At 47.2% G+C, this 23,152-nt stretch carries 25 protein-coding genes; 19 read left to right on the forward strand and 6 right to left on the reverse strand.

All coding sequences use genetic code 11. From position 1 onward, the window contains the following. Positions 1 to 10 precede the first annotated feature (10 nt). Together EYB58_RS20700 and EYB58_RS20705 are read left to right on the forward strand one after the other, a co-directional pair. On the forward strand, positions 11 to 1,264 hold the full coding sequence (locus EYB58_RS20700) for a glycosyltransferase family 4 protein (RefSeq protein WP_111956099.1): 1,254 nt from the start codon (positions 11 to 13) through the stop codon (positions 1,262 to 1,264). Further along, positions 1,245 to 1,958 (forward strand): class I SAM-dependent methyltransferase, encoded by a 714-nt coding sequence (locus tag EYB58_RS20705; RefSeq protein ID WP_111956097.1) that lies wholly within the window; start codon positions 1,245 to 1,247, stop codon positions 1,956 to 1,958. Before EYB58_RS20700 ends, EYB58_RS20705 begins: the two co-directional genes overlap by 20 nt. 150 nt (positions 1,959 to 2,108) lie before the next feature. On the opposite strand, the gene EYB58_RS20710 is transcribed toward EYB58_RS20705, so the two are convergent. Next, positions 2,109 to 2,546, reverse strand: a complete 438-nt coding sequence (locus EYB58_RS20710) for an acyloxyacyl hydrolase (protein ID WP_242637458.1) — start codon at positions 2,544 to 2,546, stop codon at positions 2,109 to 2,111. Positions 2,547 to 2,964: 418 nt separating this feature from the next. On the opposite strand from EYB58_RS20710, the gene EYB58_RS20715 reads away from it, so the two are divergent. From EYB58_RS20715 to EYB58_RS20790, 17 genes are all read left to right on the forward strand, one after another. Continuing rightward, positions 2,965 to 3,474, forward strand: coding sequence for an RsbRD N-terminal domain-containing protein (locus tag EYB58_RS20715; RefSeq protein WP_111956093.1), 510 nt, complete (start codon positions 2,965 to 2,967; stop codon positions 3,472 to 3,474). Between the two features lie 54 nt (positions 3,475 to 3,528). Then, on the forward strand, positions 3,529 to 4,536 hold the full coding sequence (dsrM, locus tag EYB58_RS20720) for a sulfate reduction electron transfer complex DsrMKJOP subunit DsrM (protein ID WP_111956091.1): 1,008 nt from the start codon (positions 3,529 to 3,531) through the stop codon (positions 4,534 to 4,536). 3 nt (positions 4,537 to 4,539) lie between these two features. Continuing rightward, positions 4,540 to 6,198: a sulfate reduction electron transfer complex DsrMKJOP subunit DsrK gene (gene dsrK / locus EYB58_RS20725; protein ID WP_111956089.1), complete on the forward strand. Its 1,659-nt coding sequence runs from the start codon at positions 4,540 to 4,542 to the stop codon at positions 6,196 to 6,198. A 1-nt stretch (position 6,199) separates the two neighbouring features. After that, positions 6,200 to 6,595: a sulfate reduction electron transfer complex DsrMKJOP subunit DsrJ gene (gene dsrJ / locus EYB58_RS20730; protein ID WP_111956087.1), complete on the forward strand. Its 396-nt coding sequence runs from the start codon at positions 6,200 to 6,202 to the stop codon at positions 6,593 to 6,595. Next, positions 6,592 to 7,416: a sulfate reduction electron transfer complex DsrMKJOP subunit DsrO gene (gene dsrO, locus EYB58_RS20735; protein WP_111956085.1), complete on the forward strand. Its 825-nt coding sequence runs from the start codon at positions 6,592 to 6,594 to the stop codon at positions 7,414 to 7,416. The genes dsrJ and dsrO overlap by 4 nt, the downstream gene beginning before the upstream one ends. Before the next feature lie 11 nt (positions 7,417 to 7,427). Next, complete coding sequence (gene dsrP / locus EYB58_RS20740; protein WP_111956083.1) at positions 7,428 to 8,585, forward strand: sulfate reduction electron transfer complex DsrMKJOP subunit DsrP; 1,158 nt, start codon at positions 7,428 to 7,430, stop codon at positions 8,583 to 8,585. A gap of 223 nt (positions 8,586 to 8,808) precedes the next feature. Next, complete coding sequence (locus EYB58_RS20745) at positions 8,809 to 10,509, forward strand: hypothetical protein (protein WP_242637459.1); 1,701 nt, start codon at positions 8,809 to 8,811, stop codon at positions 10,507 to 10,509. A 374-nt stretch (positions 10,510 to 10,883) separates the two neighbouring features. Continuing rightward, positions 10,884 to 11,234, forward strand: coding sequence for a zinc ribbon domain-containing protein YjdM (locus EYB58_RS20750; protein WP_111956081.1), 351 nt, complete (start codon positions 10,884 to 10,886; stop codon positions 11,232 to 11,234). Between the two features lie 11 nt (positions 11,235 to 11,245). Then, complete coding sequence (locus EYB58_RS24285) at positions 11,246 to 11,473, forward strand: hypothetical protein (protein WP_242637460.1); 228 nt, start codon at positions 11,246 to 11,248, stop codon at positions 11,471 to 11,473. A gap of 42 nt (positions 11,474 to 11,515) precedes the next feature. Beyond that, positions 11,516 to 12,088 (forward strand): ribonuclease H-like domain-containing protein, encoded by a 573-nt coding sequence (locus tag EYB58_RS24290; RefSeq protein WP_278186448.1) that lies wholly within the window; start codon positions 11,516 to 11,518, stop codon positions 12,086 to 12,088. A 98-nt stretch (positions 12,089 to 12,186) separates the two neighbouring features. Further along, positions 12,187 to 12,498, forward strand: coding sequence for a 50S ribosomal protein L21 (gene rplU, locus EYB58_RS20760; protein WP_111956079.1), 312 nt, complete (start codon positions 12,187 to 12,189; stop codon positions 12,496 to 12,498). A gap of 69 nt (positions 12,499 to 12,567) precedes the next feature. Continuing rightward, a complete protein-coding gene (gene rpmA / locus EYB58_RS20765) occupies positions 12,568 to 12,822 on the forward strand; it encodes a 50S ribosomal protein L27 (RefSeq protein ID WP_111956077.1) in 255 nt (84 codons plus the stop codon). Beyond that, positions 12,819 to 13,829 (forward strand): GTPase ObgE, encoded by a 1,011-nt coding sequence (obgE, locus tag EYB58_RS20770; RefSeq protein ID WP_111956075.1) that lies wholly within the window; start codon positions 12,819 to 12,821, stop codon positions 13,827 to 13,829. The genes rpmA and obgE overlap by 4 nt, the downstream gene beginning before the upstream one ends. Before the next feature lie 34 nt (positions 13,830 to 13,863). After that, positions 13,864 to 14,508, forward strand: coding sequence for a nicotinate-nucleotide adenylyltransferase (gene nadD / locus EYB58_RS20775; protein ID WP_111956073.1), 645 nt, complete (start codon positions 13,864 to 13,866; stop codon positions 14,506 to 14,508). Continuing rightward, on the forward strand, positions 14,505 to 14,897 hold the full coding sequence (gene rsfS / locus EYB58_RS20780) for a ribosome silencing factor (protein ID WP_111956071.1): 393 nt from the start codon (positions 14,505 to 14,507) through the stop codon (positions 14,895 to 14,897). The genes nadD and rsfS overlap by 4 nt, the downstream gene beginning before the upstream one ends. Further along, positions 14,887 to 16,437 (forward strand): 2,3-bisphosphoglycerate-independent phosphoglycerate mutase, encoded by a 1,551-nt coding sequence (gpmI, locus tag EYB58_RS20785; protein WP_111956069.1) that lies wholly within the window; start codon positions 14,887 to 14,889, stop codon positions 16,435 to 16,437. Before rsfS ends, gpmI begins: the two co-directional genes overlap by 11 nt. A 123-nt stretch (positions 16,438 to 16,560) precedes the next feature. Continuing rightward, positions 16,561 to 17,073: a type I restriction enzyme HsdR N-terminal domain-containing protein gene (locus EYB58_RS20790; protein WP_111956067.1), complete on the forward strand. Its 513-nt coding sequence runs from the start codon at positions 16,561 to 16,563 to the stop codon at positions 17,071 to 17,073. A 269-nt stretch (positions 17,074 to 17,342) separates the two neighbouring features. Here the strand turns inward: EYB58_RS20790 and EYB58_RS20795 are convergent, their stop codons facing one another. The 5 genes from EYB58_RS20795 to EYB58_RS20815 form a co-directional block, all read right to left on the reverse strand. Next, positions 17,343 to 18,020 carry a zinc ribbon domain-containing protein gene (locus EYB58_RS20795; RefSeq protein ID WP_111956065.1) on the reverse strand — a complete coding sequence of 226 codons (678 nt, stop codon included), beginning with the start codon at positions 18,018 to 18,020 and terminating at the stop codon, positions 17,343 to 17,345. Between the two features lie 180 nt (positions 18,021 to 18,200). After that, a complete protein-coding gene (locus tag EYB58_RS20800) occupies positions 18,201 to 20,219 on the reverse strand; it encodes a pyruvate carboxylase subunit B (RefSeq protein WP_111956063.1) in 2,019 nt (672 codons plus the stop codon). A gap of 31 nt (positions 20,220 to 20,250) precedes the next feature. Then, positions 20,251 to 20,469: a hypothetical protein gene (locus EYB58_RS20805; protein ID WP_111956061.1), complete on the reverse strand. Its 219-nt coding sequence runs from the start codon at positions 20,467 to 20,469 to the stop codon at positions 20,251 to 20,253. 125 nt (positions 20,470 to 20,594) lie between these two features. After that, a complete protein-coding gene (locus EYB58_RS20810; RefSeq protein ID WP_111956059.1) occupies positions 20,595 to 22,148 on the reverse strand; it encodes an acyl-CoA carboxylase subunit beta in 1,554 nt (517 codons plus the stop codon). 97 nt (positions 22,149 to 22,245) lie between these two features. Then, on the reverse strand, positions 22,246 to 22,995 hold the full coding sequence (locus EYB58_RS20815; RefSeq protein ID WP_111956057.1) for a DUF6125 family protein: 750 nt from the start codon (positions 22,993 to 22,995) through the stop codon (positions 22,246 to 22,248). Positions 22,996 to 23,152: the final 157 nt, after the last annotated feature.

The raw sequence follows: 23,152 nt of genomic DNA on the forward strand, positions 1-23,152 counted from the left end.
ACAACCAACCATGAAACCATTCCATAGAACAGGCTTACGCATCGGACTGATCTCCTACCGGTCCAACCCCCATTGCGGGGGACAGGGTGTTTATATCCGTCATTTAAGCCATGCGTTGTCTGATCTTGGTCACCGGGTGGAAGTTATTGCCGGCCCCCCAAACCCTTTAGTCAATGCCGGTGTCAACCTTACCATGCTCGACACCCTGGATTTATATAACCCGGAAAATTTATTCCGAACGCCCCGTATTGAGGAACTCAAAGACCCGGTCAACCTCATTGAATGGCTTGACATCTGCGCCATGGGATATCCCGAACCCATGACATTCGGCATGCGGGTGAAGCGATATATGAAGGGCAGGACAAAAAGCTATGACATTATCCATGACAACCAAAGCCTTTCCTACGGTATGTTGGCCCTTGCCCGGGACCTGCCCATAACCGCCACGATCCATCATCCCATGACCGTGGACCGCCGCCTGGCGGTCAAAGCCACCAGGTCTTTTTATAAAAAACTTAAAACCCTTCGCTGGTACTCCTTTATCGGCATGCAAAAACGTGTTGCCCGAAGAATACCGTCCATAATCACGGTATCCGACAGCTCCAAAACAGATATTGCCAAAGAATTTAAAATCCCCGCATCAAGATTCAAAACCATTCCCAACGGCATTGATCTGGATAATTTTTTCCCCCTGGATCATGTAAAAAAGGACTCCGGCCGCCTGATCGTCACCAACAGTGCGGATATGCCCCTAAAAGGCTTATACCACCTGCTTTACGCAATTAAAGGGGTGTTAAAGCACAGGAATGTCTCCTTAACGGTCATTGGCACACCCAAAAAGAACGGTGGCATCGAAAATCTGGTTAAAAAGCTTGATCTTGTCCGCCATATAGACTTTACCGGCCGCATTGACCACCAGCGGTTTGTCCGGGAATATGCAAAATCCCAGATTGCGGTGGTACCCTCCATGTACGAAGGATTTGGTTTACCGGTTGGGGAGGCCATGGCCTGCCGGGTACCGGTAATTTCCACAACCGGCGGAGCCTTGCCCGAAGTGGCAGGAGATGCGGCAAAACTTGTCCCCCCCGGGGATGCCAAAGCGCTTGAAAAGGCCATCATTGAACTACTTGATGATGAAAAGCAGCGTGAAGATCTGGCCTGCCGGGGCTATGAACGGGTAACAAGAGAATTTACCTGGGAAAAATGCGCCATACGCACGGCCCAAGTCTACCGGGAGGTGATAAATGATTACCGTGGACTTTAAACGTCTGGGCATTGCCCCCGGCAATCGGGTTCTGGACATCGGATGCGGCGAGGGCCGCCACACCATCAGGGCCTGTCGGGAATCCGGTGCCATCTGCATTGGTGCGGACTTTAAATTTGACAACCTGCTCACCACCAAAGGCAAACTTGAATTTCACGAGGGGTTAAATGACCTATCCTGCAGGAACTGGGGGTTGTCCGCCATGGATATCATGGCGCTTCCCTTTGAGGATAACAGTTTTGATGTGGTGATCTGCTCGGAGGTTTTGGAGCATATCCCGGATGACGAAAAAGCTGTTTCAGAACTGATTCGAATCGTCAAACCGGGCAAAACACTGGCCGTAAGTGTTCCCCGGGCCTGGCCCGAATGGATCTGCTGGCAGCTGTCGGATGAATATCACAACGCCAATATGGGTCATGTGAGAATCTACGGCAAACAAGAAATTATTGAAAGAATCAGGGGCAAAGGCCCAAAGTACCTGGGTTGTCATTATGCCCACAGCATCCACAGCCCCTATTGGTGGCTCAAATGCCTTGTGGGGGTGACCCGCACGGATTCGCTCGCCGTAAATCTCTACCACAGACTCTTATTATGGGACCTCATGAAAAAGCCGGCACTGACCAGCACTATTGACCACCTGCTTAACCCGGTACTTGGGAAAAGCCTGGTTCTGTATTTCAAAAAACCGATTTGAACAGGGCTTAGAGCCTGTTTAAAATTGCTACATTGTGGTCGCTTGGCATTTTTTGTTTCTTGATTTTCATTGCTGTACAGTGAATTTTTACCATTTTTATTAAATTTAAACTCACAGCGTACTACGCTGTGGTATTTTTTAAACAGACTCTTAAAAGAACCAGGTCAGGGTACCTATCAAAATATCAATGCCATCGTTAGGCTCTTTTAAAGCGGCGTTAGAATAATGCATGTAGCGAAAACTGATATCCATATTTTTGATTCTGATACCAGCCCCAACCCTGTCTTCAAACAGAAAATTTGAAGAGAGATCTCTGTTATCGATAATATAATTGTCCAGATAAGCAGCACCAATCCCCGCCTCTATATATGGATACCAGGTCGCATTTCCTACATTAAATACATACTGGAAGACCGGAGACAATGCGACTGCGTTCACATCATCACCCCCGTTTTTCCAGCGGTTATAGGAAAGTTCAAAATAACCGCACACATAACCGGTTTTGCTCTCAATCCATTTTACATGCCACTGTTTTAAAATTCCTGCACGATAAATATCAATATTATCAGCACTTTGACCATACCCCAAGGAAACGCCCCATCCGCTAAGCCCGGAAAGGTCCTGAGCTGCGGCACAGGTACTTGTACAAATAAAACAAATCAATAAAAACAGAAATTTTTTCATATTTTCCCTTTTTTGCGAAACCTATTCTGCTACCGGAAAAAGCTTTGCCAACAGCATTGGATATAAAGATAATTGCGGTACTCAATACACTATTCTCAGACAAAAATAAATATTTGCCATAAATTTTTTCTCAACTAAAAATCATGAGGAACAATGATGTCCCTCAAACGGAACAAAAGCCCTAAACACAGCAACTTTCATTCGGAAATCAAAGCAGGTTTACCCTTGACATAAAATTGGCGGGAGTTTATATCCTTCTAACAATTGCGCAAAATAACCCGTTGACATTTTATAAATATTATAAATTAAAGATTACTATACATTGAAAAAAACTATAGAAAAAAACCGGGATCAACTGCTGGACAGTTGGTTTCATGCCACCATCAATACCTATCCTGCAGAATCTGCAAGGATTTTGGGCAAAAAATCCGATCGTTTTGATAATCCTATAGGAGGCATAACCAGGGAAACCCTTGAAGAAGTTTTAAACCTTATTACAGAAAACTTCAGCAGGGAAAGTCTTGAAAAAGCCCTGGATCCGGTTATTCGGATTCGTGCTGTTCAGGCATTCGACCCTGCAAATGCCGTAAGTTTTGTGTTTGCATTGAAGGAAATCGGAGAAAGCGTCATTGAAAAGGCAGATATGATAAAATTTTATCGCCTGGTGGACGAAATTGCCCTGGCTGCTTTCAACCGGTACATGAAATGTAGAGAGGATGTTTTCCTTTTAAAGGCCACGGAGAGCAAACGACGCATCCATCGGGCCTTTGAAAGGGCAGGTTTAGTAGCGGAGCTGTCAGAGGAAGACCTCTTAGGCTCCAAACAATCTTAACATGTATGGCGCGATATTATCGGGTCATACATAAAATAATGAGGTGGTTATAACATGAATCAAAGGTACTTGATCCCCCTTACTGCTGTCTTTCTGCTCTTCCTGTTGGCGTACACAGGGGTTGAGGGACTTGGGCTTCAGGTGGTCTTTGGTGTACTGATTCCGTACTTGGCAATTGCCGCATTCCTGATTGGCTTTGTGATCAAAGTCAAGGGATGGGCAGCCTCTGCCGTGCCGTTTAGGATTCCTACAACCTGCGGCCAGCAGAAATCTTTGCCATGGATTAAACAGAACACCATTGACAACCCGAACACATCAGCCGGCGTTTTTGTAAGAATGCTCCTGGAAATTTTTACTTTCAGGTCATTGTTCAGAAATACAAAGGCGGCGTTTAACCGAAATGCTTCCAACAAACTCACTTATTCCTGGGAAATTTTTCTGTGGGTAGGTGCGCTTGCATTCCACTACGCATTCCTGGTAGTTCTTCTCAGGCACTTAAGATTTTTCACTGCGCCTGTTCCCGGATTCATTCAGTTGCTGGAAAATATGGACGGCATTATACAACTTGGTCTTCCCGGGCTGTTCGTTTCCGGGCCTGTCCTTCTTCTGGCAACGCTTTTCCTTTTAAGCCGCAGAGTTCTTGATGCAAAAGTCAGTTATATCTCCCAAGCTGCTGATTATTTCCCCTTGTTCCTGATCATCGGCATTGCCGCCACCGGAATTGCCATGCGTTATTTTACTAAAGTGGATATCATTGGCATCAAGGAAATGACCATGGGATTGGTTACCTTCCACCCCCACATTCCCGAAGAAGTCGGCGGGCTGTTCTACGGCCATCTTTTCCTTGTGAGTATCCTGTTTGCCTATTTCCCCATGAGCAAACTGATGCACATGGGCGGCGTCTTTTTAAGCCCCACACGGAACATGGCCAACAACAGCCGGGCCAAACGGCATATTAACCCCTGGAACTATGACGTGCCCATCCATACGTATGAACAGTATGAGGACCACTTCAGAGACAAAATGATTGAAGCCGGCCTGCCGGTGGATAAAAAGGAGTGATAGATGGCTGACGAACTTACACCGGATGAAGCATTAGACAAAATTAACTTTCATCCCCGGTCTAACTCCAAGTCCCGCAACTGGCTTGACACCACAAAATCCGTTCAGATCCGGCCGGGCATGTACTGCTATGCGGCCAAACCGGAAAGTGTTGAGACTTTGGGCCTTCCTTATGCAAGATCGTGGAATCCCACAGACGAAGACTGGAAACTGCCGGAAAACTGGCAAGAAATTCTGCACGAAGGGATCAAGGAACGGCTGGAGCGTTTCCGTACATTTAAAATATTCATGGACATCTGCGTGCGCTGCGGCGTCTGTGCAGACAAATGCCATTTTTTCCTGGGAACCGGCGATCCCAAAAACATGCCGGTACTGCGGGCCGAATTGCTGCGGTCTATTTACCGCAATGATTTCACCTTTGCCGGTAAGCTCCTGAAAAATATCCCAGGAGGCAAGCGCCTGTTAGGTTCCAGGGAAATGAGCTTGGAAGCACTCAAGGAGATGTGGTACTACTTTTTTCAGTGTACGGAATGCCGGCGCTGTTCAGTGTTCTGCCCCTACGGCATTGACACGGCCGAAATCACAATCATAGGCCGTGAGTTGCTCAATCTTTTGGGCCTGAATATTGACTGGATTGCCACACCGGTTTCCAACTGTTACAAGACCGGCAACCATTTAGGCATCCAGCCCCACGCCTTCAAAGACATGCTCGATTTCTTTGTCGAAGACATCGAAGAGATCACAGGGGTTGACTGTACGCCCCAGTACCAGAAAAAAGGCGCAGATATCCTTTTTGTTACGCCTTCAGGTGACGTATTTGCCGATCCCGGCACCTATACCTGTCAGGGCTATCTGATCCTGTTCAAATATCTCAAAGAGAAATACGGACTGGATGTCACTTGGTCAACCTATGCCTCTGAAGGTGGTAACTTCGGGTTCTTCACCTCCCATGAGACCATGAAACGACTCAACGCCAAAATGTACGTCGAAGCCAAACGTCTGGGCGTCAAGTGGATTCTGGGCGGGGAATGCGGTCATATGTGGCGGGTTATTAACCAGTATATGGACACCATGAACGGCCCTGCCGATTTCCTTGAAGTGCCGGTGAACCCCATCACGGGCACCCGGTTTGACAATGCCGCGTCCACCAAGATGGTTCACATCTGCGAATTCACAGCCGACCTGATCAAGCACGGCAAGCTGGAACTTGACAAGAGCCGCAATGCCAACCGGATCCTGACCTTCCACGACTCCTGCAACCCTGCGCGTGGCATGGGAATTCTGGACGAGCCCAGGTATTGTATCAAGGCATGTGCAGACCATTTTTATGAAATGCCACCCAATACCATCCGTGAACAGACCTTCTGCTGCGGTTCAGGTGCCGGGCTCAATGCCGGCGAAAATATTGAATTGAGAATGGCCGGTGCCCTTCCCCGGGCCAATGCTGTTAAATATGTTCATGAGAAATTCGGGGTCAATTCTTTAGCCACCATCTGCGCCATTGACAGAGCAGCACTTCCCACCATGTGTGAGTACTGGGTGCCTGAAGTCGATGTCATCGGCGTTCACGAACTTGTGGGCAATGCGTTGATTCTACCGGGTGAAAAGAAAAGAACCGAGGACCTGAGAATGGAACCCCTGCCCGGGGTAGAGGAGGAATAAGATGAGTAAAAATATGATTATGGCAGGACTTGTGTTATTTGTGCTCGCCGTTCTTTCTCCGTTCTGGTTCAACTTGATCACAAGCACACAGGCAGCGCCTAAACCGGAACTGCTTGGAAAAGCAGCAACAGTCAAGAAATGTGTTCTGGACAAATATGAAATGCGGGCAGAGCATATGTACTTGCTGGATGTGTGGCGTGATTCTGTTGTGCGCACCGGCGACCGCAAATACACCGGAACCAACGACGAGACCTTTAACATGAGCCTGTCCACAGGTGAAAACTCCTGCCTGGGCTGCCATGAAGATAAAGCGAAATTTTGTGACAGCTGCCACGACTATGCCTCTGTGAGCCCCTATTGCTGGGATTGTCACACCAACCCCAAGGAGATTGAATGATGATAAAGAGCAGAAGAAGCTTTCTTAAAGTAGCGGGTATTGCTGCCATCGGAATGGGTGCTGCTCCGGTAATGAATCTTGCCGCATCAGACTCCCACGGCAGCACCCAACCGAAAACAGCGAAAAACGAAGAGGCCCTGCATGCCAAACGCTGGGGTATGGTCATTGATACTTCCAAGCTGACCGAAGAAGTTGTTGAAGCTGTCAAAAAAGCCTGTCATAAATCCCATAACGTACCGGATTTCAACATTGAACCGGATGCTGAAAAATATTCCGGCAATCGCCCGGCCAGGGATGGGCAGGAAATTAAATGGATCTGGGACGAACATTTCCACTATGCTTTTCCGGACAAGGAAGACGAGTTCTTAGCTGAAAAATTCCATGATCTTCCCTTCCTGGTGACCTGCAACCATTGTAAAAACCCGCCTTGTGTCCAGGCATGCCCGACCCAGGCAACGTTCAAACGAGAAGATGGCATCGTGCTTATGGACTACCACCGCTGCATTGGCTGCCGGTTCTGCATGGCGGCCTGTCCATACGGTTCAAGGAATTTCAACTTTACGGATCCGCGGCCCTTCATTGAAGAGACAGACCCGGATTTCCCTACCCGTACAAAGGGTGTGGTTGAAAAATGCAACCTGTGCGCCGAACGGTTGGCCAAAGGTGAGCAGCCCCATTGTGTGGAAGCAAGCGAAGGCGCCATCGTTGTCGGAGACCTGGAAGATCCTGATTCTGAAATCAGAAGCCTTCTGGCCGAACATTATACAATCAGACGTAAACAATCCCTGGGTACCGAACCCAGTGTTTACTACATCGTTTAAGAGAGGCGACTATGCTTGAGATAGCTATTAAAGGAAGTAAAAAATATTGGTTGTGGATTGCCCTTTTGCTCGCTGTCATGGGTGCAGGCGCCATTGCCTACGCTGATCAGTTCCTGAACGGTCTGGTGATCACGGGCATGAGCCGGGACGTCTCCTGGGGATTTTACATTGCCAATTTCACCTTTCTTGTGGGTGTTGCCGCAGGTGGTGTTATGGTGGTTATCCCATATTACCTGCATGATTATGAACGGTTCCACAGAATCACGATCTTAGGTGAATTCCTGGCAGTTGCCTGCCTGGTCATGTGCCTGCTGTTCATCGTTGTGGACTTAGGCCAACCCATCCGTATGCTGAATGTGCTCTTGTACCCCACTCCCCACTCCATGCTCTTTTGGGACATGATTGTTCTCAACGGGTATCTGTTTTTAAACATTGTTGTGGGCTGGAAGGTGCTTGAAGCCGAAAGAAACCAGATAGAACCGGTGTGGTGGACCAAACCCCTTGTGTATCTCTCCATCCCCTTTGCCATCGGCATCCATACAGTAACTGCATATCTGTACTGCGGTCTGCCCGGTCGTGGTTACTGGTTGACGGCGATTCTGGCCCCCAGATTCCTTGCCTCTGCATTTGCTGCAGGTCCTGCGTTTCTGATCATCCTTTGTTACATTATCAAAAAATTCACTAAGTTTGATCCAGGCTGGGAAGCTATGCAGACCTTGTCAAAAATTGTCTGCTACGCCATCATTGCCAACCTGTTCTTCTTTGCTTGTGAAGTTTTCGTGGTTTACTACTCTGGCATCCCCGGTCATTTGTCCCATATGCAGTACCTGCTGTTCGGTCTGCACGGCCACAACATGATGGTACCCTGGATGTGGAGCGCCCTTATCCTTATGGGTTTAGGCGCCATATTCCTGTTGATTCCCAAACTGAGAAACAATCGCGCCCTGTTACCTGTCACCTGTGCCATGATATTTTTCGGTGCCTGGATCGACAAGGCGCTTGGCATGATCGCCGGTGGTTTTGTTCCTTCTCCGCTGCATCACGTTAATGAATATGCACCCACACTCCAGGAAGGGATTATTGCCATGGGTGTATACGGCGCAGGCTTTTTTGTACTGACCATCCTGTACAAACTTGCCACCACAGTTAAAGAAGAAGTTCGCGGGTAGTTTAAAAACGTTCATCTGCGATATTTAGCTGATATTATTAAAGGGGGCTTTTTCATAAAAGCCCCCTTTATATTTAGTGTTTGAACGAAAAGTCACCCATCTGCGGGTTGCAGCAAAATTTACAACCCTCACATACTTTAGTATGCTCCGATTACAAATTCTTCTGCGCCTTGCATCTGGGCAACTTTTCGTCCAAACACGGATCTTTGTTAAGGAATTACTTTTGAGTTTTTCTGTTATTCAAAATATTATTATCACACCGAATTCTCTCGTTGAAGACTTAAAAAACAAAATTCTTGCAGCCCTTTTTTCAAAAAATACAAATCAGCTCAAAACTCTAATTGGTTATGCCACGGACAAGGCAAAAAATCCCGAGATCGGAGAAACTGATGAAAAGTATTTACGCCAGACACTGACCGCCCTTATCCGGCACAAACATCTGCTTGATAAGGCAACTGGTTTAAAACAACAGACACAACATCTTAAAAATTTGCTTGCAGATAAAGTCCGCCAGGCTGATCCCGGCCACATGGCATATGAAACGTGGGAAAAAGGCCTGGACCTTGTCCCCTGGCAGCGTCCTTATATATTTAGTGAGGCCATTACCTTTCAGATGACTTCGGGCTGCTCCAATTTCTGCCGCCGCTGTAATGAGTGGGCTTTGCCAAAAGTCCGGCGTCATTTCAGCTTCGCTGCCGTGAATGCATTTATTGATACATTTATAGCACATGGGAACAAGGACTTAGCCCTTTACGGCGGATCAGACCCTTTGGATTGGTGTGATTTTCCCCATGACATCACCCATGTACTGAGCCGTCTCGGAAAAACCTGCCAATTCAGTCTGCTGACTAAAATACCAAGGGGGAAAGGCGACCTTGCAAAAGCCCTGATAAAGGCCGGTATCCCCATGTCTGTAAGCCTGACCGACCGCAACCGGGACAGGATACGGTATTTTGAAAAACAGATGGGACAAGTTTTCACCAAACAACATGCCACTGCCGATCTTCTGATTCCGGCCGGTCTGGATGAAGATTTTGCCACGGTCAAGCCCTCCATTACAGACGGCTACGGCACTGAAATTTCCCTGGACGGATGTTTTGCCATCATCCCGGCATTTACCAGTGCATTGCACCCCTTTGGCCATAAAAAAATCAGGCTCACGGCCAAAACCACGTTTATCCCCAGAAAAAAAATTGGCCGCCCTGCCCTTTTAGTGGATTATTTCAAACCCCTTGAAGTGGTCACTGAACAGGGTTTTTCCATTTTACCTGGGCTTTTGGATGTTCAGGTGGAAAACATTCTTTTTGATAATGGCCGGGATGAACTGACCCCCCCGGGCATGAGAAGCATCAGGGAATATTTTGATATTTTTTCAGACAAAGCACGGCTGAAAAGAAAAAGTCTGACGCCTTCGGTGGTCAAACGAATAAAAAACAGGTATCTGTCTGCCGCGCGTTTCCATGACCTTTCTTCCGACAAGCAGACAGCCATGAAAATCGAAATCCTTGACCATGTCCGGTTTACAAAAAAAGATATCGTTGCACGGGCAAGGACCTGCAGTATATCTTTTTTTCTTGCCGCCATATGTGCCTATATTCAGGATCAGCCTATAAAATGCCGGATTATCCGACATCTCACCCAGCAGGAGCATATGCAGCTTAGGGAACGGTTCCAAAACCTTGACCCAGCCCCCCCCATCGCAGAAAGACTTGAAAACCCGGACACAGACCCATGGCTTCTGTTCAGGTATTATGCGTTGACCCTGATTCATGATGGACCCACAAAGCAGGTAGAGGCATTTATCCAGGCCTGCCCCGCAGCATTTCATCCGGAAAAGGACCGGTTTATTCCGGCTGCTTTAGACCCAAAAATCACCCAAAAATCACCCAAAAATCACCCAAAAATCACCCAAATAATTTTATAAGTTGAAGACCTATCGAAGCCTTGAATCCAAAGTTAAAGCCTGCGTGGAATACCTATAAAAAAGTTCCTGAAACCATCGGCAGGCAGCCGAGGATCTACTCTACCCAAAATTTATGGACGCACATTTAACAATTTGGCAAAAACTATTTGACTCAAATTGAGCCCCCCTGATATACACAATATCTTGTGTGTATATCAGGGAGACAGTAATATTCGAGACGTTTAAAAACGTTTGATATTTCTTTAAACAAAAAAGCAAGTACCGATCCCCATATATAAATGATGAAGTCTGCATTTGCCTTTCATCGTGATAAGTGTTTCACTACATGAGAAAATATTTTAAACCAATTTATACAATCAACCAGGAATTTTGCTATGTCAGCTCAAGAAAATATCTGTCCCAAATGTAATTCACCTTATGCCTATCCCGATGGCATGTTGTGGATATGCCCTGAATGCTCCCATGAATGGACACCTGATCAGGCGTCTGATACACCCACGGAAGATGCACCACAATTCCGCGATGCCAATGGCAACCCTTTGCAGGATGGCGATACGGTTACCACCATCAAAGATCTTAAGGCCGGAAAAGACACAATGAAATTAGGCACCAAGGTTAAAAATATCAAACTTCTTGATGAGCCTGTAAATGGCCATGATATTTCCTGTAAGATCCCAGGGTTTGGCGCCATGTACCTTAAATGTTCCGTTGTTAAAAAGGCGTAACAAAAAAATCAATGTTGACGAACTCATTTCAACATATACCAGGTATTGGGGCGGTAACAGAAGAACAGTTATGGGCATCCGGATTATTAAACTGGCAACATATTAAATCTGAAAATACTTTGAAAATCTCACCCAAACGTTTTGAGACTATTGCTGCACACACGCGTGAATCTTTTAATCATCTTGAAAACAATAACCCCATCTATTTTGCAGATCTTTTACCCGCAAAGGAACACTAGCGCCTATTCAATGAATTCCGAAAGTCCACAGCATTCATCGATATAGAGACAACAGGTCTTAAGCTGTATGGTTTTGAGATTACAACAATTGCACTCTATGACGGGAAAAATATCAGATATTATATACAGGGGCAAAATCTTGAAGAATTCATAGAAGACATTCAAAATTACAATGTCATAGTTACGTACAACGGTAAAACGTTTGATGTGCCGTTTATCGAAGATCAATTCGGAATTCAACTGAATCAAGCCCACATAGATTTGAGGTATGTTCTAAAAAGTTTAGGATATTCCGGTGGTTTGAAACGCTGTGAAAAGGCTCTGGGATTAGACCGTGGTGATCTGGATGGGGTTGATGGTTATTTTGCTGTTTTCTTATGGTATGATTATCAGCAGAACAAAAATAAGAAGGCTTTAGAAACCCTTTTGGCCTATAATATTGAGGATGTCGTTAACCTGGAATCGTTGATGGTGATGGCATACAATATGAAAATAAAGGACACGCCTTTCAACGGGACCCATGAGTTGCCCCTGCCGAAGATGCCGGAAATACCATTTAAGCCGGATCTTCAAACAATAGACAGGATTAAAACCACTATGGCCGGGTTCATATAAAAATCAAAAATAAATTGACAATACAGACAAATAGTTATAGTATGCAGAGTTTTTTTAGGTACCCGATATATGATGTCAGATTGTAAGGAGATAAACCCATGTATGCAGTAATCAGAACCGGGGGCAAACAATACAAGGTCCACGAAGATCAGGTTTTGAAAGTTGAAAAACTTGAGGGTAGCGAAGGATCAAAAATCGAATTTAACGATATCCTTTTATACTCCGATGGTGAGACCGTAACCTTAGGTGCGCCCCAGATTGAGAGTGCAAGCGTCAAAGCGTTGATCGTGGAACAGGGCCGGAGCAAAAAACAGCTTGTATTTAAATACAAGCGACGCAAAGGCTACCGGAGAATGAGGGGCCATAGACAGCATTACACTGAAATCAGAATTGATTCCATTTCAGCTTAAGTGTTTGTCCTTATTTTTTATCCTCAAGGTATATTAAATTTGTAACGTGTTAGTAAAAGAGAGAGAGACATGTCACATAAAAAAGCAGCAGGCAGTTCAAAAAACGGTCGTGATTCAAACGCCCAACGGCGGGGCGTAAAAAAATTCGGCGGAGAGCAAGTCGTCGCCGGTAATATTATTATCAGGCAGTGTGGCACCAGAATTCATCCCGGCAACAATGTCGGTATGGGCAAAGACTTTACCCTTTTTGCCAAAATTGACGGTGTCGTGACCTTTGAACGAAAAGGTCGTGACAGAAAAAAAGTCAGTGTATATGACGCGTGAAATTTGTTGATGAGGCCATTGTTACGATCAGGTCCGGAAGCGGCGGTGCAGGGTGCGTCAGTTTCCGGCGTGAGCGTTTCATTGAAAAAGGTGGGCCTGACGGCGGAGACGGCGGCGATGGGGGGGATGTCATCCTTCGGGTGGATCCTTCCAAACGGACCCTGTATGAATATCGCCGCCAAAAACGCTTAAGTGCAAAAAACGGAGCCTCCGGCCTCGGGCGGCAGAAACATGGCAAAAACGGTAGCCATTGCATTCTGACACTTCCACCCGGTACCATTGTCTTTGATGCCCAAACTTCACAGGTTATTGCAGACCTTACCGATCCCGACAAAGAAATAGTTGTGGCCCAGGGCGGTATGGGCGGACGGGGCAATAAACGGTTTGCCTCATCCACCAACAGGGTACCCAGATTTGCCCAACCCGGAATCCCGGGCGTTGAGATGAAGCTTCGTTTGGAACTCAAACTCATGGCGGATGTAGGGCTTGTGGGCCTGCCCAACGCAGGCAAGTCCACCCTGATTTCGGCCATGTCCGCGGCCCGACCCAAAATCGCTGACTATCCCTTTACCACACTGAATCCCACCATTGGCATGGTGGAAGCGCCCTTTGGCGAACCCTTTGCCGTGGCTGACATTCCCGGATTGATAGAAGGTGCCCATGAAGGGGTGGGGCTTGGGATAAAATTTCTTAAACACATTGAACGTACCGGTATTCTGGTACATCTTATTGATTCCGGCGACATTGATCCGGAAAATCCGTTGGCACAGTTTCAGCTTATCAACAATGAACTGTCAATGCACAGCGATACCCTGGCAAACAAAACCCAAGTTGTAGTGCTCAATAAACTTGATCTCACGGGCACAAAAAACCGGGTTGAGGCCTTTAAAGACGCTTTGCCTGATCAAACTATTTTTACCATTTCCGCAGCTACGGGCGAAGGCGTTAAACCTTTGATCAAACACCTGGCTCAACTTCTTCAAGCATTAGCACCTGAAGACAAGTAATCGTGCAGGGCAACGTTTAACGGACACAGCCAAGATGAAGGCAGGACTTTTCGGCGGCACATTCAATCCGATCCACAACGGCCATTTAGGTGTTATCCAATATGTTAAGGCACAGTACGCCTTTGACACAATCATCCTTTACCCGTCTGCCCTGCCCCCCCACAAACCGAACCTGAACCTGGCCTCCGCCCGGGACCGACTTACCATGGTTAAAAGCGCCGTTAAAGATCTGAAAGGGTTTCGGGTGTCCGACATTGAACTGCAACGCACAGGTCCATCATTTACCATTGATACCATCTCCCAGTTCAAAACCATCTTTGGCAGCCACACCCGTTTTCATCTGCTGTTAGGTTCCGATGCTTTTTTTGACACACCCTCTTGGAAACAGGCCCATAAAATTTTTGGGGCACTGCCCGTGATCGTGATGCAACGCGGTGAAAGAACCGGCATGGGACCTTTTGCATCCTTTATTGACGAACACGTTTCAAAAGGCTACAAACTTAAAAACGATAATATTTTTATCCATGACCGGCTTTTTCCCATCCGCATCTGCACTGTTCCAAGGATTGATATTTCATCGACACAGATACGGAATCGAATCAAATCCGGCAAATCGATCTCAGGCCTTGTACCTGAAGATGTTGAGACTTTTATCAGAACAAAGGATTTATATAAATGATCGCCCTTGAAAAGGAATATATCCCCTATCTTGCCCCAATATTTGACCGGAAACCCAAAAGCGTAACCGCACTAATGGTTGGTAAACTCACCTCCTACACAGACATGGTGGTCATTGTAGAGGCTGGATCAAGCAGGCAGGTAACCTCCCTTTCCGAACATATTATAAAATCCCTTAAAGGCACAAAAAGAAAGGCAACCGGCGTAGAAGGCGTCAAGGAGGGCCAGTGGGCGCTTCTGGATTTCGGGCACCTGATCATCCATGTTTTCGAATCAGATGCCAAAGCGTTTTACGACCTTGAAGGACTGTGGAGCGATGCCGAACAGGTTGATCTGAGTGAATTTAATACCCAGACACCAACAGATATGGAGGATGACGATGGGTTCTGAACAACAGCCGGTCAATATTTTGATGATTCTTGACGGATGGGGCATCAGTCTATCGGAAACAGGCAATGCCGTAGCTGCGGCCAATACACCGTTTTTGGACACGCTTCTGGTCGACTTTCCAAGCACAACGCTTAAATGTTGCGGTGAGGCCGTGGGCCTTCCTGACGGCACTATGGGCAACTCCGAGGTGGGGCATATGAACATCGGGGCCGGTAGAATCGTGGCCCAGGATTTTGTCCGGATCAACACGGCCATCCGGGATAATAATTTTTCCTCTACCCCGGCGCTCGTTTCAATCATGGACAAGGTCAAACAGGCCGGCAAAAGCCTTCATCTTTTGGGATTGCTTTCCGATGGCGGAGTCCACTCCCACATCAATCACCTGTTTGCTTTAATAAAAATGGCAAAGGATAAGGGCATTACAAAGCTTTATATCCACCCCATCATGGACGGCCGGGACACCTCTCCCACATCAGGTATTGATTTTCTAAAACAGCTTGACGAAAAAATCCATGACCTTGGCACAGGAAAGGTGGCCACCATGACAGGGCGCTTCTGGGCCATGGACAGGGACACGCGCTGGGAACGGGTACAAAAAGCCTTTGAACTTTATACCCAAGGCAAAGGTGTTGATGCTTCGGATCAGACTCCTGCCCAGGCCATCCAGGCCGCCTATGACAGGAAAGAAACCGATGAATTCATCAAACCGGTATACTTTTGTCCGGGTAATGAAGGAAATGTTGAAGAAGGGGACGGTGTCATTTTTTTTAACTTCCGGGCAGACCGGGCAAAAGAGATCACCCGGGCGTTCACGGAAAAAAACTTTAACGGATTTCAGCGCACGGCAAATCCTGCACCTATTAATTTTGTATGCATGACCCAGTATGACGAGCACTTTGACCTGCCGGTAGCCTTTGGCCCTCAACACCTGGACAAAATTTTCGGGCAGATCCTAAGCGAAAATGAAATCCCCCAACTTCGCATTGCAGAGACTGAAAAGTACGCCCATGTCACCTATTTTTTCAACGGTGGTGATGAGGCAATTTTTGACGGAGAAGAGCGCATACTCATCCCCTCTCCCCGGGATGTGGACACCTATGACCAGAAGCCTGAAATGAGTGCAGACAAAGTGGCGGACAAAGCTTGCGAGCAGATCAGTTCAGGCAAATTTCAATTTGTGGTGCTTAACTTTGCCAACATGGACATGGTGGGTCATACTGGTATATTTGATGCGGCGGTAAAGGCATGCGAAACCGTGGACAGGTGTGTAAAAAAAGTGGTGGAAGCCATCTGGGAAACTGGCGGCACTGCTTTTATCACGGCAGACCACGGCAACTCTGAACAGATGCTGGCCCAAGACGGGTCACCCTATACTGCCCATACCTTAAATCCGGTGAGGTTTATTGTTGCCGCCAAACGAGCTCCAACCATTACGCTGATGGACGGCAAACTTGGAGATATTGCGCCTACCATACTCCAAGTTCTTGGAATAGAGCAGCCTTTAGAAATGACAGGTCAATGTCTGATCCAGGGTAAATAGTGCCCAACCGGAAACTGTCAATTTTGCCGCCCGCCTTGCACTCGACAAAATGTATAGATTTTCGTTTAGACATAAAATTAAATAATATTAATAATGATTTTTCAATTTAACAGTTTATAAATTATGATACTTGATCAAGTTACCGACTATATTACCGGCAAAGAGATAGACAATGTCGGCGCTGAGGCCAGCCGCCAGATTTTTGAAAAATTCCTGGTGGAAACCAAAGGATATGCCAAATCAGATATTCTTGTGGACGTCCCGTTAACCGTGCAGTTCAAGGGCGAAGACTATCCATCCGTGATTGATCTCATTGTAAGCGTGGAAGACCGCCCCTTTATGGCCATCACCTGTGTGGCAGGGTCCATTGGATCCTATGAAAGGGAAATCCTGGCCGGAGCCAGGCTGCTCTATGACCACATCGTTCCCTTTGCCGTATCTACTGATGCCAGAGATGCTATTATCAAAGATGCCTGCACAGGAAAAACCATCGGACAGGGACTTGATGCCATTCCAAATCATACCCAGGCCCAGGCGCTGCTAAAGGGAATTGAAGCCACGCCCCTTGATCCTGAGAAAAAAAGCGGTGAAATGATTATCTACAGATCTTTCAACCTGGAAAAAATCAACAAATAACGACAAATCGTCGATTTCAATCAAGCAGGGTCTGAATTTCCGGAATGGTGAAAATTAGACCCTCCAGGTTAACTGCATCATCACACACAAACGCGGGCATCATTTTTTTGTGTGCATCAATTCTCCTGTTTTAATCTGCGATCCTTAGAATTTTAAGTCGCCTTCAAGACGCGTTACTGTAATCATATTGTTCCTGATGCTCAGTGACGCAACGCGGAAGACGGCTTAGAAGGAAAGTCATATGGATGGTTTTGTTTTGATTGCGAGCCTTATGCTTTTGGCACATCCTTGCCACAATGTTTGCATACAGTGGCCCGCTTTTTAATAATCTCGGCACAGAAGGGACATTCCCTGGTAAAATGGCGTTCATGGAGCTGCTCAATGGATTTTTTAACCCCTTCCTGTAATACCGGGGTCGGGAACTTATGATTGATCAGATGCTCCACAGCCGTGGCATCACCTAACTCTCCCACCATTTCTACCGCTTTCAGCCTCGCCTTGGCGGGAATATTGGGGTCCAGGCAAATTTTTAAAATTTCATCCCAGTCTTTGGAAATATAATAATCAGTAAGAATGGAAAAGGTCTTTTTCAGCAACTCTTTTTTACCTTGTTCCGCCACAAGGGCTGCATCATCCAGAACAGAGCCGGTGCCGCCGAAGGGACTGAACACGGGCATGTATTCAAAATGGTCGGCGCCCGGTTCGCAAAAGCACCGGTAGGAGGCGGTGGTCTCCATGGATTTTTCCATATGCTCCCATCCCTTCTTATAAGAAGGACAGTCATCGTTAAAACAGACAAACAGATAGGGGGTCTGCCAGCCCAGGCCGTCGGAAAAATTGATGGCCGGAATCTCCCACAGGGTCATGGGTTTATCGCAATGGGGACAATGAGGCTTGTCCATTTCTATATATTTTTCAAGCAGTTCTTCTCTGGTTTCAAATGCCATTGTTTTCTCCTTATTATAGTGGTTCCGGATCACAAACCGGCAATAACTAGCATAATAAGCACAGAGGGATGGTTGTCAAACCATCCCTCTGTTGTGTTTTAAATACTCAGCGTCTAAAAGGGAACCCGTGTTAGGACAAAAAAGGCCCAGATGCAAGCGGGTTGACTTTTTATTCAATAATTACTCTATGGTTGCCAGCACATCATCCTTGGCCACGGAATCACCTGACTTGAAATTGATGGCGGTGATCGTTCCGTCGGCTGTTGCCCGAAGTATATTTTCCATCTTCATGGCCTCGATCACCACAACGGTATCGCCTGCATTCACCGTATCCCCCACATTTTTCTCGTACTTGACAATCATGCCGGGCATGGGCGCCAAGACAGGCGTCCCGGAACCTGCAGCCGCCGCAGGCTTGGGTTTAGATTTTGGTCCAGGTGCGACCGGTTTTGATGGTGCAGGGTTCGGAACCGATGCCGCCGGGACTGCAGGGGGTGGTGGTGCCATAGGGGCGGCTGCAGGCGCAGCAGCCGCAAGCGAAGCATAAGAGATCACAGGGGAACCGCCCATTTCATCGACCCCCACCTCAAAACATTCACCGTCCACAAATACATTAAAGGTTCTTGCAAATTCGCTTTTTTCAGGAAGATCCACAGCCGGTTCGATGAGTTTACCGGCCTTGGCCTTTTTAATCATATCTTCCTGTTTTTTAACATCTTCCAGGGTAATGGGTTTGACCGTGTCAGGCACCTGTTCCTTGCCGTATTTCTGCAGCAGGTATTTTTTGCCGGTGACGGGGAACAGGGCACAGAGAATAAGATCCTCCTCATCCACAGCTAGGTCACCGATCTCTTTTTTGGCTTTTTCAAGTTCCGGTGTCAAAACCTCAGCCGGACGGCAGGTAATAGGTTCTTCACCTCTTTCATAGCCCTTAAGCGCTTTTTTCTGCAATTTGGCATCAATGGGAGCCGCCGTTTTGCCGTACAGGCCGTAACACAAATCCTTGACCTGGGCTGTAATCATTTTATAGCGCTCTTCCTTGGTATCAAAAAGTACATTGTTCACCGTCTGGGTACCCACAATCCGGCTGGTGGGTGTCACAAGCGGAATCTGGCCCAGTTCTTTTCTAACCCTGGGCAGTTCTTTGTACACCTCATCAATTTTATCCAGGGCATCCATTTCCCGAAGCTGTTTAATCAGGTTGGCACGCATGAAGTCCGGCGTCTGGTTCAGAAGCACATCAATATCAATTAAGGAGACCCTGGTGTCATCCAGCAGGTGTTTATACTTGGGTATCACCTCTTTCTCCAGGGTCTCATTGATCCGGGTAAGGGCCTTAATATCAAATCCCGTATCCCGGTTGGTTCCCATGAGACTCATCACAAAGGGTTCAAGCGCGGCATGGGATGTTCTGTATGCATAGGGCGTCATGCAGGTATCAATGATGTCAACCCCTGCTTCTACAGCCTTAAGATGGGTCATGGGGGACATGCCCGAAGTAAAATGGGAATGCAGGTGAATCGGAGGGGTGACCTCTGCCTTCAACGCTTTTACCAGCTCAAAGGCGTCATAGGGAGCCATAAGCCCTGCCACATCCTTGATGCAGATGGAATCGGCACCCATATCCTCAAGGGCTTTGGCCTTTTTTACATAATAGTCCAGGTTATACACCCCTTTGCCCAGGCGGGGCTCTGTCAGGGTATAACAGATGCAGCCCTGGAAATGCGCACCAGATTCTTTCATGACGGGTACCACGGTTTCAAAATTTCTGTAATCATTGAGCGCATCAAAGGTTCTGAAAATATCCAGCCCGTTTTCCACGGTTTTTTTAACAAAAAGTTCGGCCAGATCATCAGCATAGTTACGGTACCCCACAAGTTTCTGGCCGCGCAGCAGCATGGAAATTGGGGTTTTCTTGAAATACCGTTTCAGGGTGCGAAGCCGCTGCCATGGATCTTCATTAAGGTACCGGTGCATGATGTGAAAAGAGTCCCCGCCCCAGACTTCCACAGCCCAGAACCCGATTTCATCCATCTGCTCGGCCACAGGGATCATATCCTCGGTACGGCCCCGGGTGGCAAACAATGACTGCTGGCCGTCCCGCAGGGAAAGATCCTGAATCTTCAGGGGATTTTTTGCCTTAGGTCGCGCTTGGGAATAATCCATCTCAACCATTTTAACTTCATTGTGATCGGTCATAATATCCCTACATATAATATCTTTTATTTTATCATTTAAGCATTCTTTGCCGTATCATTGCATTGGCATTCATAATCGCCTGCCGTCCGGAAAGGCCCCAAAGGTTCATCTGCCCAACCGGGGCAGAAGCTAAAGATTTAGCAGCAGCATCGGCAGCCTGGTTCTGCATTGCAACAACGGCGGCCTCCTCTTCTGTTCTAATGTACATTTGAACAGCAGCCATGGCAGCAGCCAATCTTTTATTTTTCATGAAAAAGGTCTCCTTGGCTTTTTAAACGATCTTTTTATATGAAAGTTCCAATAAGTCACTGAATTACTTTCATGCTTTGTTGTGGGTTGATCCTGGTGTTGATAAGCCAGGTCAGCCCATGGTAGTTAAACCGGTATATTTCCGTGTTTCTTGGCCGGTCGATATTCCCGTTTGTCAGCCACTGCCTCAAGGGCATCAATGAGCCTTAGCCGGGTTTCACTCGGCACGATCACCGCATCCACGTACCCCCTTGCTGCGGCACAATAGGGATTGGAAAACTGTGTATTGTATTCGTCTATTTTCTGCTTGCGTGTGGCTGCCGGGTCTTCGGCATTTTTAATCTCCCTTGCATGAATGACGTTTGCCGCCCCTTCAGCCCCCATGACTGCAACTTCGGCCGTAGGCCAGGCAAAGGCCATGTCCGCACCAAGATGTCTGGAACACATGGCTATATAGGATCCACCGTAGTCCTTTCTTGTGATCAGCAAAAGCTTGGGCACAGTGGCCTCGGAGTAGCACCACAACAGTTTTGCCCCGTGCCGAATGACCCCGCCCCACTCCTGGTGGGAACCAGGTAGGTAACCTGGCACATCGGCAATGGTAAGCAAAGGGATGTTAAAGGCGTCACAAAACCGGATAAACCGAGTGGCCTTGTCAGATGCATCAATGTCCAGGCAACCAGCCATAATCATGGGCTGATTGGCAATGATGCCAATAGGACGGCCGTTGAGCCGGGCAAAACAGATCACAATGTTTTGGGCAAAATATTGGTGGGGTTCGAAAAAATAGCCGTCATCGACGATGGCGGCAATAATCTGTTTGATATCATAGGCCTGGTTGGATCTGTCCGGAATAATGGTGTCAAGGACTGGAGCCATGCGATGCGGGGAATCGTCCGTGGGTTTGACCGGTGGGTCTTCCATGTTGTTGGACGGCAGAAAGGATAAAAGCTGCTTAATTTGTTCAATGCAGTCTGTATCAGACTCACAGGCGAACTGGGCCACCCCGGATTTTTCGTTATGGGTCATGGCACCGCCAAGAGCCTCAGAGGAAATTACCTCGCCGGTGACTGCCTTAATAACATTGGGACCGGTGATGAACATATACGAGGATTCTTTGACCATAAAAATAAAATCGGTCATGGCCGGAGAATAAACCGCCCCGCCTGCAGTGGGGCCCATGATGGCCGAGATCTGCGGGATCACACCCGAAGCCGCGGAATTACGAAAAAAAATTTCGCCGTAACCGGACAAGGCGTCAATGCCCTCTTGAATCCTTGCACCACCTGAATCGTTCATCCCTATAACAGGGGCACCGGCTTTTATGCCCAGATCCATGACCTTGCAGATTTTTTGAGCCTGCATTTCTCCTAAAGATCCAGCCGCGGCCGTAAAATCCTGGGCATAAGCAAAGATCAGACGACCATCCACCTTTCCGTGACCGGTTATGACACCATCTGCGGGAATTTCCTTGTTTTCCATACCAAAATTAGTGCACCGGTGGGTCACGAACATGTCCAGTTCCCTGAAGGTACCGGCGTCAAACAGTAGGGCGAGACGCTGCCTGGCGTTAAGAACGCCCTTTTCACGACGTTTAGTCAGGGCTTTTTCACCGCCCATGGCCTTAATCTTTTTCTCTTTTAGCCTAAATTCCTGAATTTTGTCGGAAGTGACTCCCATAATTCACATTTCTTCTTAAAATTATATAGTTATAGAATGGATTTATTTATCTAACTGTTTTCAAACTAAAATAGCCTATGCTACCGGAACTAAAACATCACTGTGTCAGGGTAAAACGCCATGCGCAGAACCAAGTTTCAGGATGGGGATCCGGTGGGCACCCGATACATTCGGTTTTAATTCTGTCATCAACGCCTTCGGCAAAACAAGCGTACTCAACAAGACCGCCCGACTTGCAGGGATAATCATCCAGTCCCTTGCGGATCCTTGCCCGCTGGACCCTGCATTCATTCATCTGGAAAACAAAACTGTCCTCAGTTTCTTCCACAATGCTCTGCTCGTTAATGAATGCGTACATCCTAAAATTTAACGCTTTTTTCAAACCCTCAAGTCCCGGATGTTTGCCCAGGCTCAGAATATTTTTTATACGGTGGGCTTCAAAGGGGGAAAACCGGGCCCAACAGGAGTCATTGCACCGCTTGGCATCGTTCATACCGTGCTCAAATTCCACGGCCTGGAACCAGACCCCATCATTGGCCAGCCAGGATTTTCCCACGGCTGCCATCAGTTTTTCGGTTGTGGCGTCATCCAATGACATCAATGCTTTGGGCATACCCTGCTCCAATTCAAACTCCAGGGTGCGCGACAGATGTTTCATGAGAATGGCAATTGAAGATTGTGTGGCCGTATCCAGAGCGGTAAGTGCCTTTTCCATGCCCATCTGATGCTGAACCTCATTGAACCAGAGGCCGTAATGTACAACAATACGGGTAAACATGTCGATCAGCTGTTTTTTCTGCATATCAGGGGTAAGGTCCTGGGCTTGGAACGGAGTGGAATCTTGCATGAATCGTCCTCCTTGTTATACGTTTGCACACAAATTACTCAAAGTCGTTCCCGGTGTCAAGATGCTTTGTTTCCAAAGCAGGGTAATCGCATGTAATTTTTTTTAATGCATATTCTTGCTTTCTTTACCACGAAGAACACGAAGTTCAGGAAGATTT

The sequence above is a fragment of the Desulfobacter hydrogenophilus genome, from assembly GCF_004319545.1.
Classification (GTDB): domain Bacteria; phylum Desulfobacterota; class Desulfobacteria; order Desulfobacterales; family Desulfobacteraceae; genus Desulfobacter; species Desulfobacter hydrogenophilus.

Excerpts from the sequence above, each read along its gene's own strand:
- dsrM (WP_111956091.1), top strand. The coding sequence starts at position 3,529 with ATGAATCAAAGGTACTTGATCCCCCTTACTGCTGTCTTTCTGCTCTTC.
- nadD (WP_111956073.1), top strand. The coding sequence starts at position 13,864 with ATGAAGGCAGGACTTTTCGGCGGCACATTCAATCCGATCCACAACGGC.
- EYB58_RS20700 (WP_111956099.1), top strand. The coding sequence starts at position 11 with ATGAAACCATTCCATAGAACAGGCTTACGCATCGGACTGATCTCCTAC.
- dsrJ (WP_111956087.1), top strand. The coding sequence starts at position 6,200 with ATGAGTAAAAATATGATTATGGCAGGACTTGTGTTATTTGTGCTCGCC.
- dsrO (WP_111956085.1), top strand. The coding sequence starts at position 6,592 with ATGATGATAAAGAGCAGAAGAAGCTTTCTTAAAGTAGCGGGTATTGCT.
- EYB58_RS20800 (WP_111956063.1), bottom strand. The coding sequence starts at position 20,219 with ATGACCGATCACAATGAAGTTAAAATGGTTGAGATGGATTATTCCCAA.
- gpmI (WP_111956069.1), top strand. The coding sequence starts at position 14,887 with ATGGGTTCTGAACAACAGCCGGTCAATATTTTGATGATTCTTGACGGA.
- EYB58_RS20790 (WP_111956067.1), top strand. The coding sequence starts at position 16,561 with ATGATACTTGATCAAGTTACCGACTATATTACCGGCAAAGAGATAGAC.
- EYB58_RS20750 (WP_111956081.1), top strand. The coding sequence starts at position 10,884 with ATGTCAGCTCAAGAAAATATCTGTCCCAAATGTAATTCACCTTATGCC.
- EYB58_RS20810 (WP_111956059.1), bottom strand. The coding sequence starts at position 22,148 with ATGGGAGTCACTTCCGACAAAATTCAGGAATTTAGGCTAAAAGAGAAA.
- rpmA (WP_111956077.1), top strand. The coding sequence starts at position 12,568 with ATGTCACATAAAAAAGCAGCAGGCAGTTCAAAAAACGGTCGTGATTCA.
- EYB58_RS20805 (WP_111956061.1), bottom strand. The coding sequence starts at position 20,469 with ATGAAAAATAAAAGATTGGCTGCTGCCATGGCTGCTGTTCAAATGTAC.
- dsrP (WP_111956083.1), top strand. The coding sequence starts at position 7,428 with ATGCTTGAGATAGCTATTAAAGGAAGTAAAAAATATTGGTTGTGGATT.
- EYB58_RS20705 (WP_111956097.1), top strand. The coding sequence starts at position 1,245 with ATGATTACCGTGGACTTTAAACGTCTGGGCATTGCCCCCGGCAATCGG.
- EYB58_RS24285 (WP_242637460.1), top strand. The coding sequence starts at position 11,246 with ATGTTGACGAACTCATTTCAACATATACCAGGTATTGGGGCGGTAACA.
- rplU (WP_111956079.1), top strand. The coding sequence starts at position 12,187 with ATGTATGCAGTAATCAGAACCGGGGGCAAACAATACAAGGTCCACGAA.
- EYB58_RS20815 (WP_111956057.1), bottom strand. The coding sequence starts at position 22,995 with ATGCAAGATTCCACTCCGTTCCAAGCCCAGGACCTTACCCCTGATATG.
- rsfS (WP_111956071.1), top strand. The coding sequence starts at position 14,505 with ATGATCGCCCTTGAAAAGGAATATATCCCCTATCTTGCCCCAATATTT.
- EYB58_RS20795 (WP_111956065.1), bottom strand. The coding sequence starts at position 18,020 with ATGGCATTTGAAACCAGAGAAGAACTGCTTGAAAAATATATAGAAATG.
- dsrK (WP_111956089.1), top strand. The coding sequence starts at position 4,540 with ATGGCTGACGAACTTACACCGGATGAAGCATTAGACAAAATTAACTTT.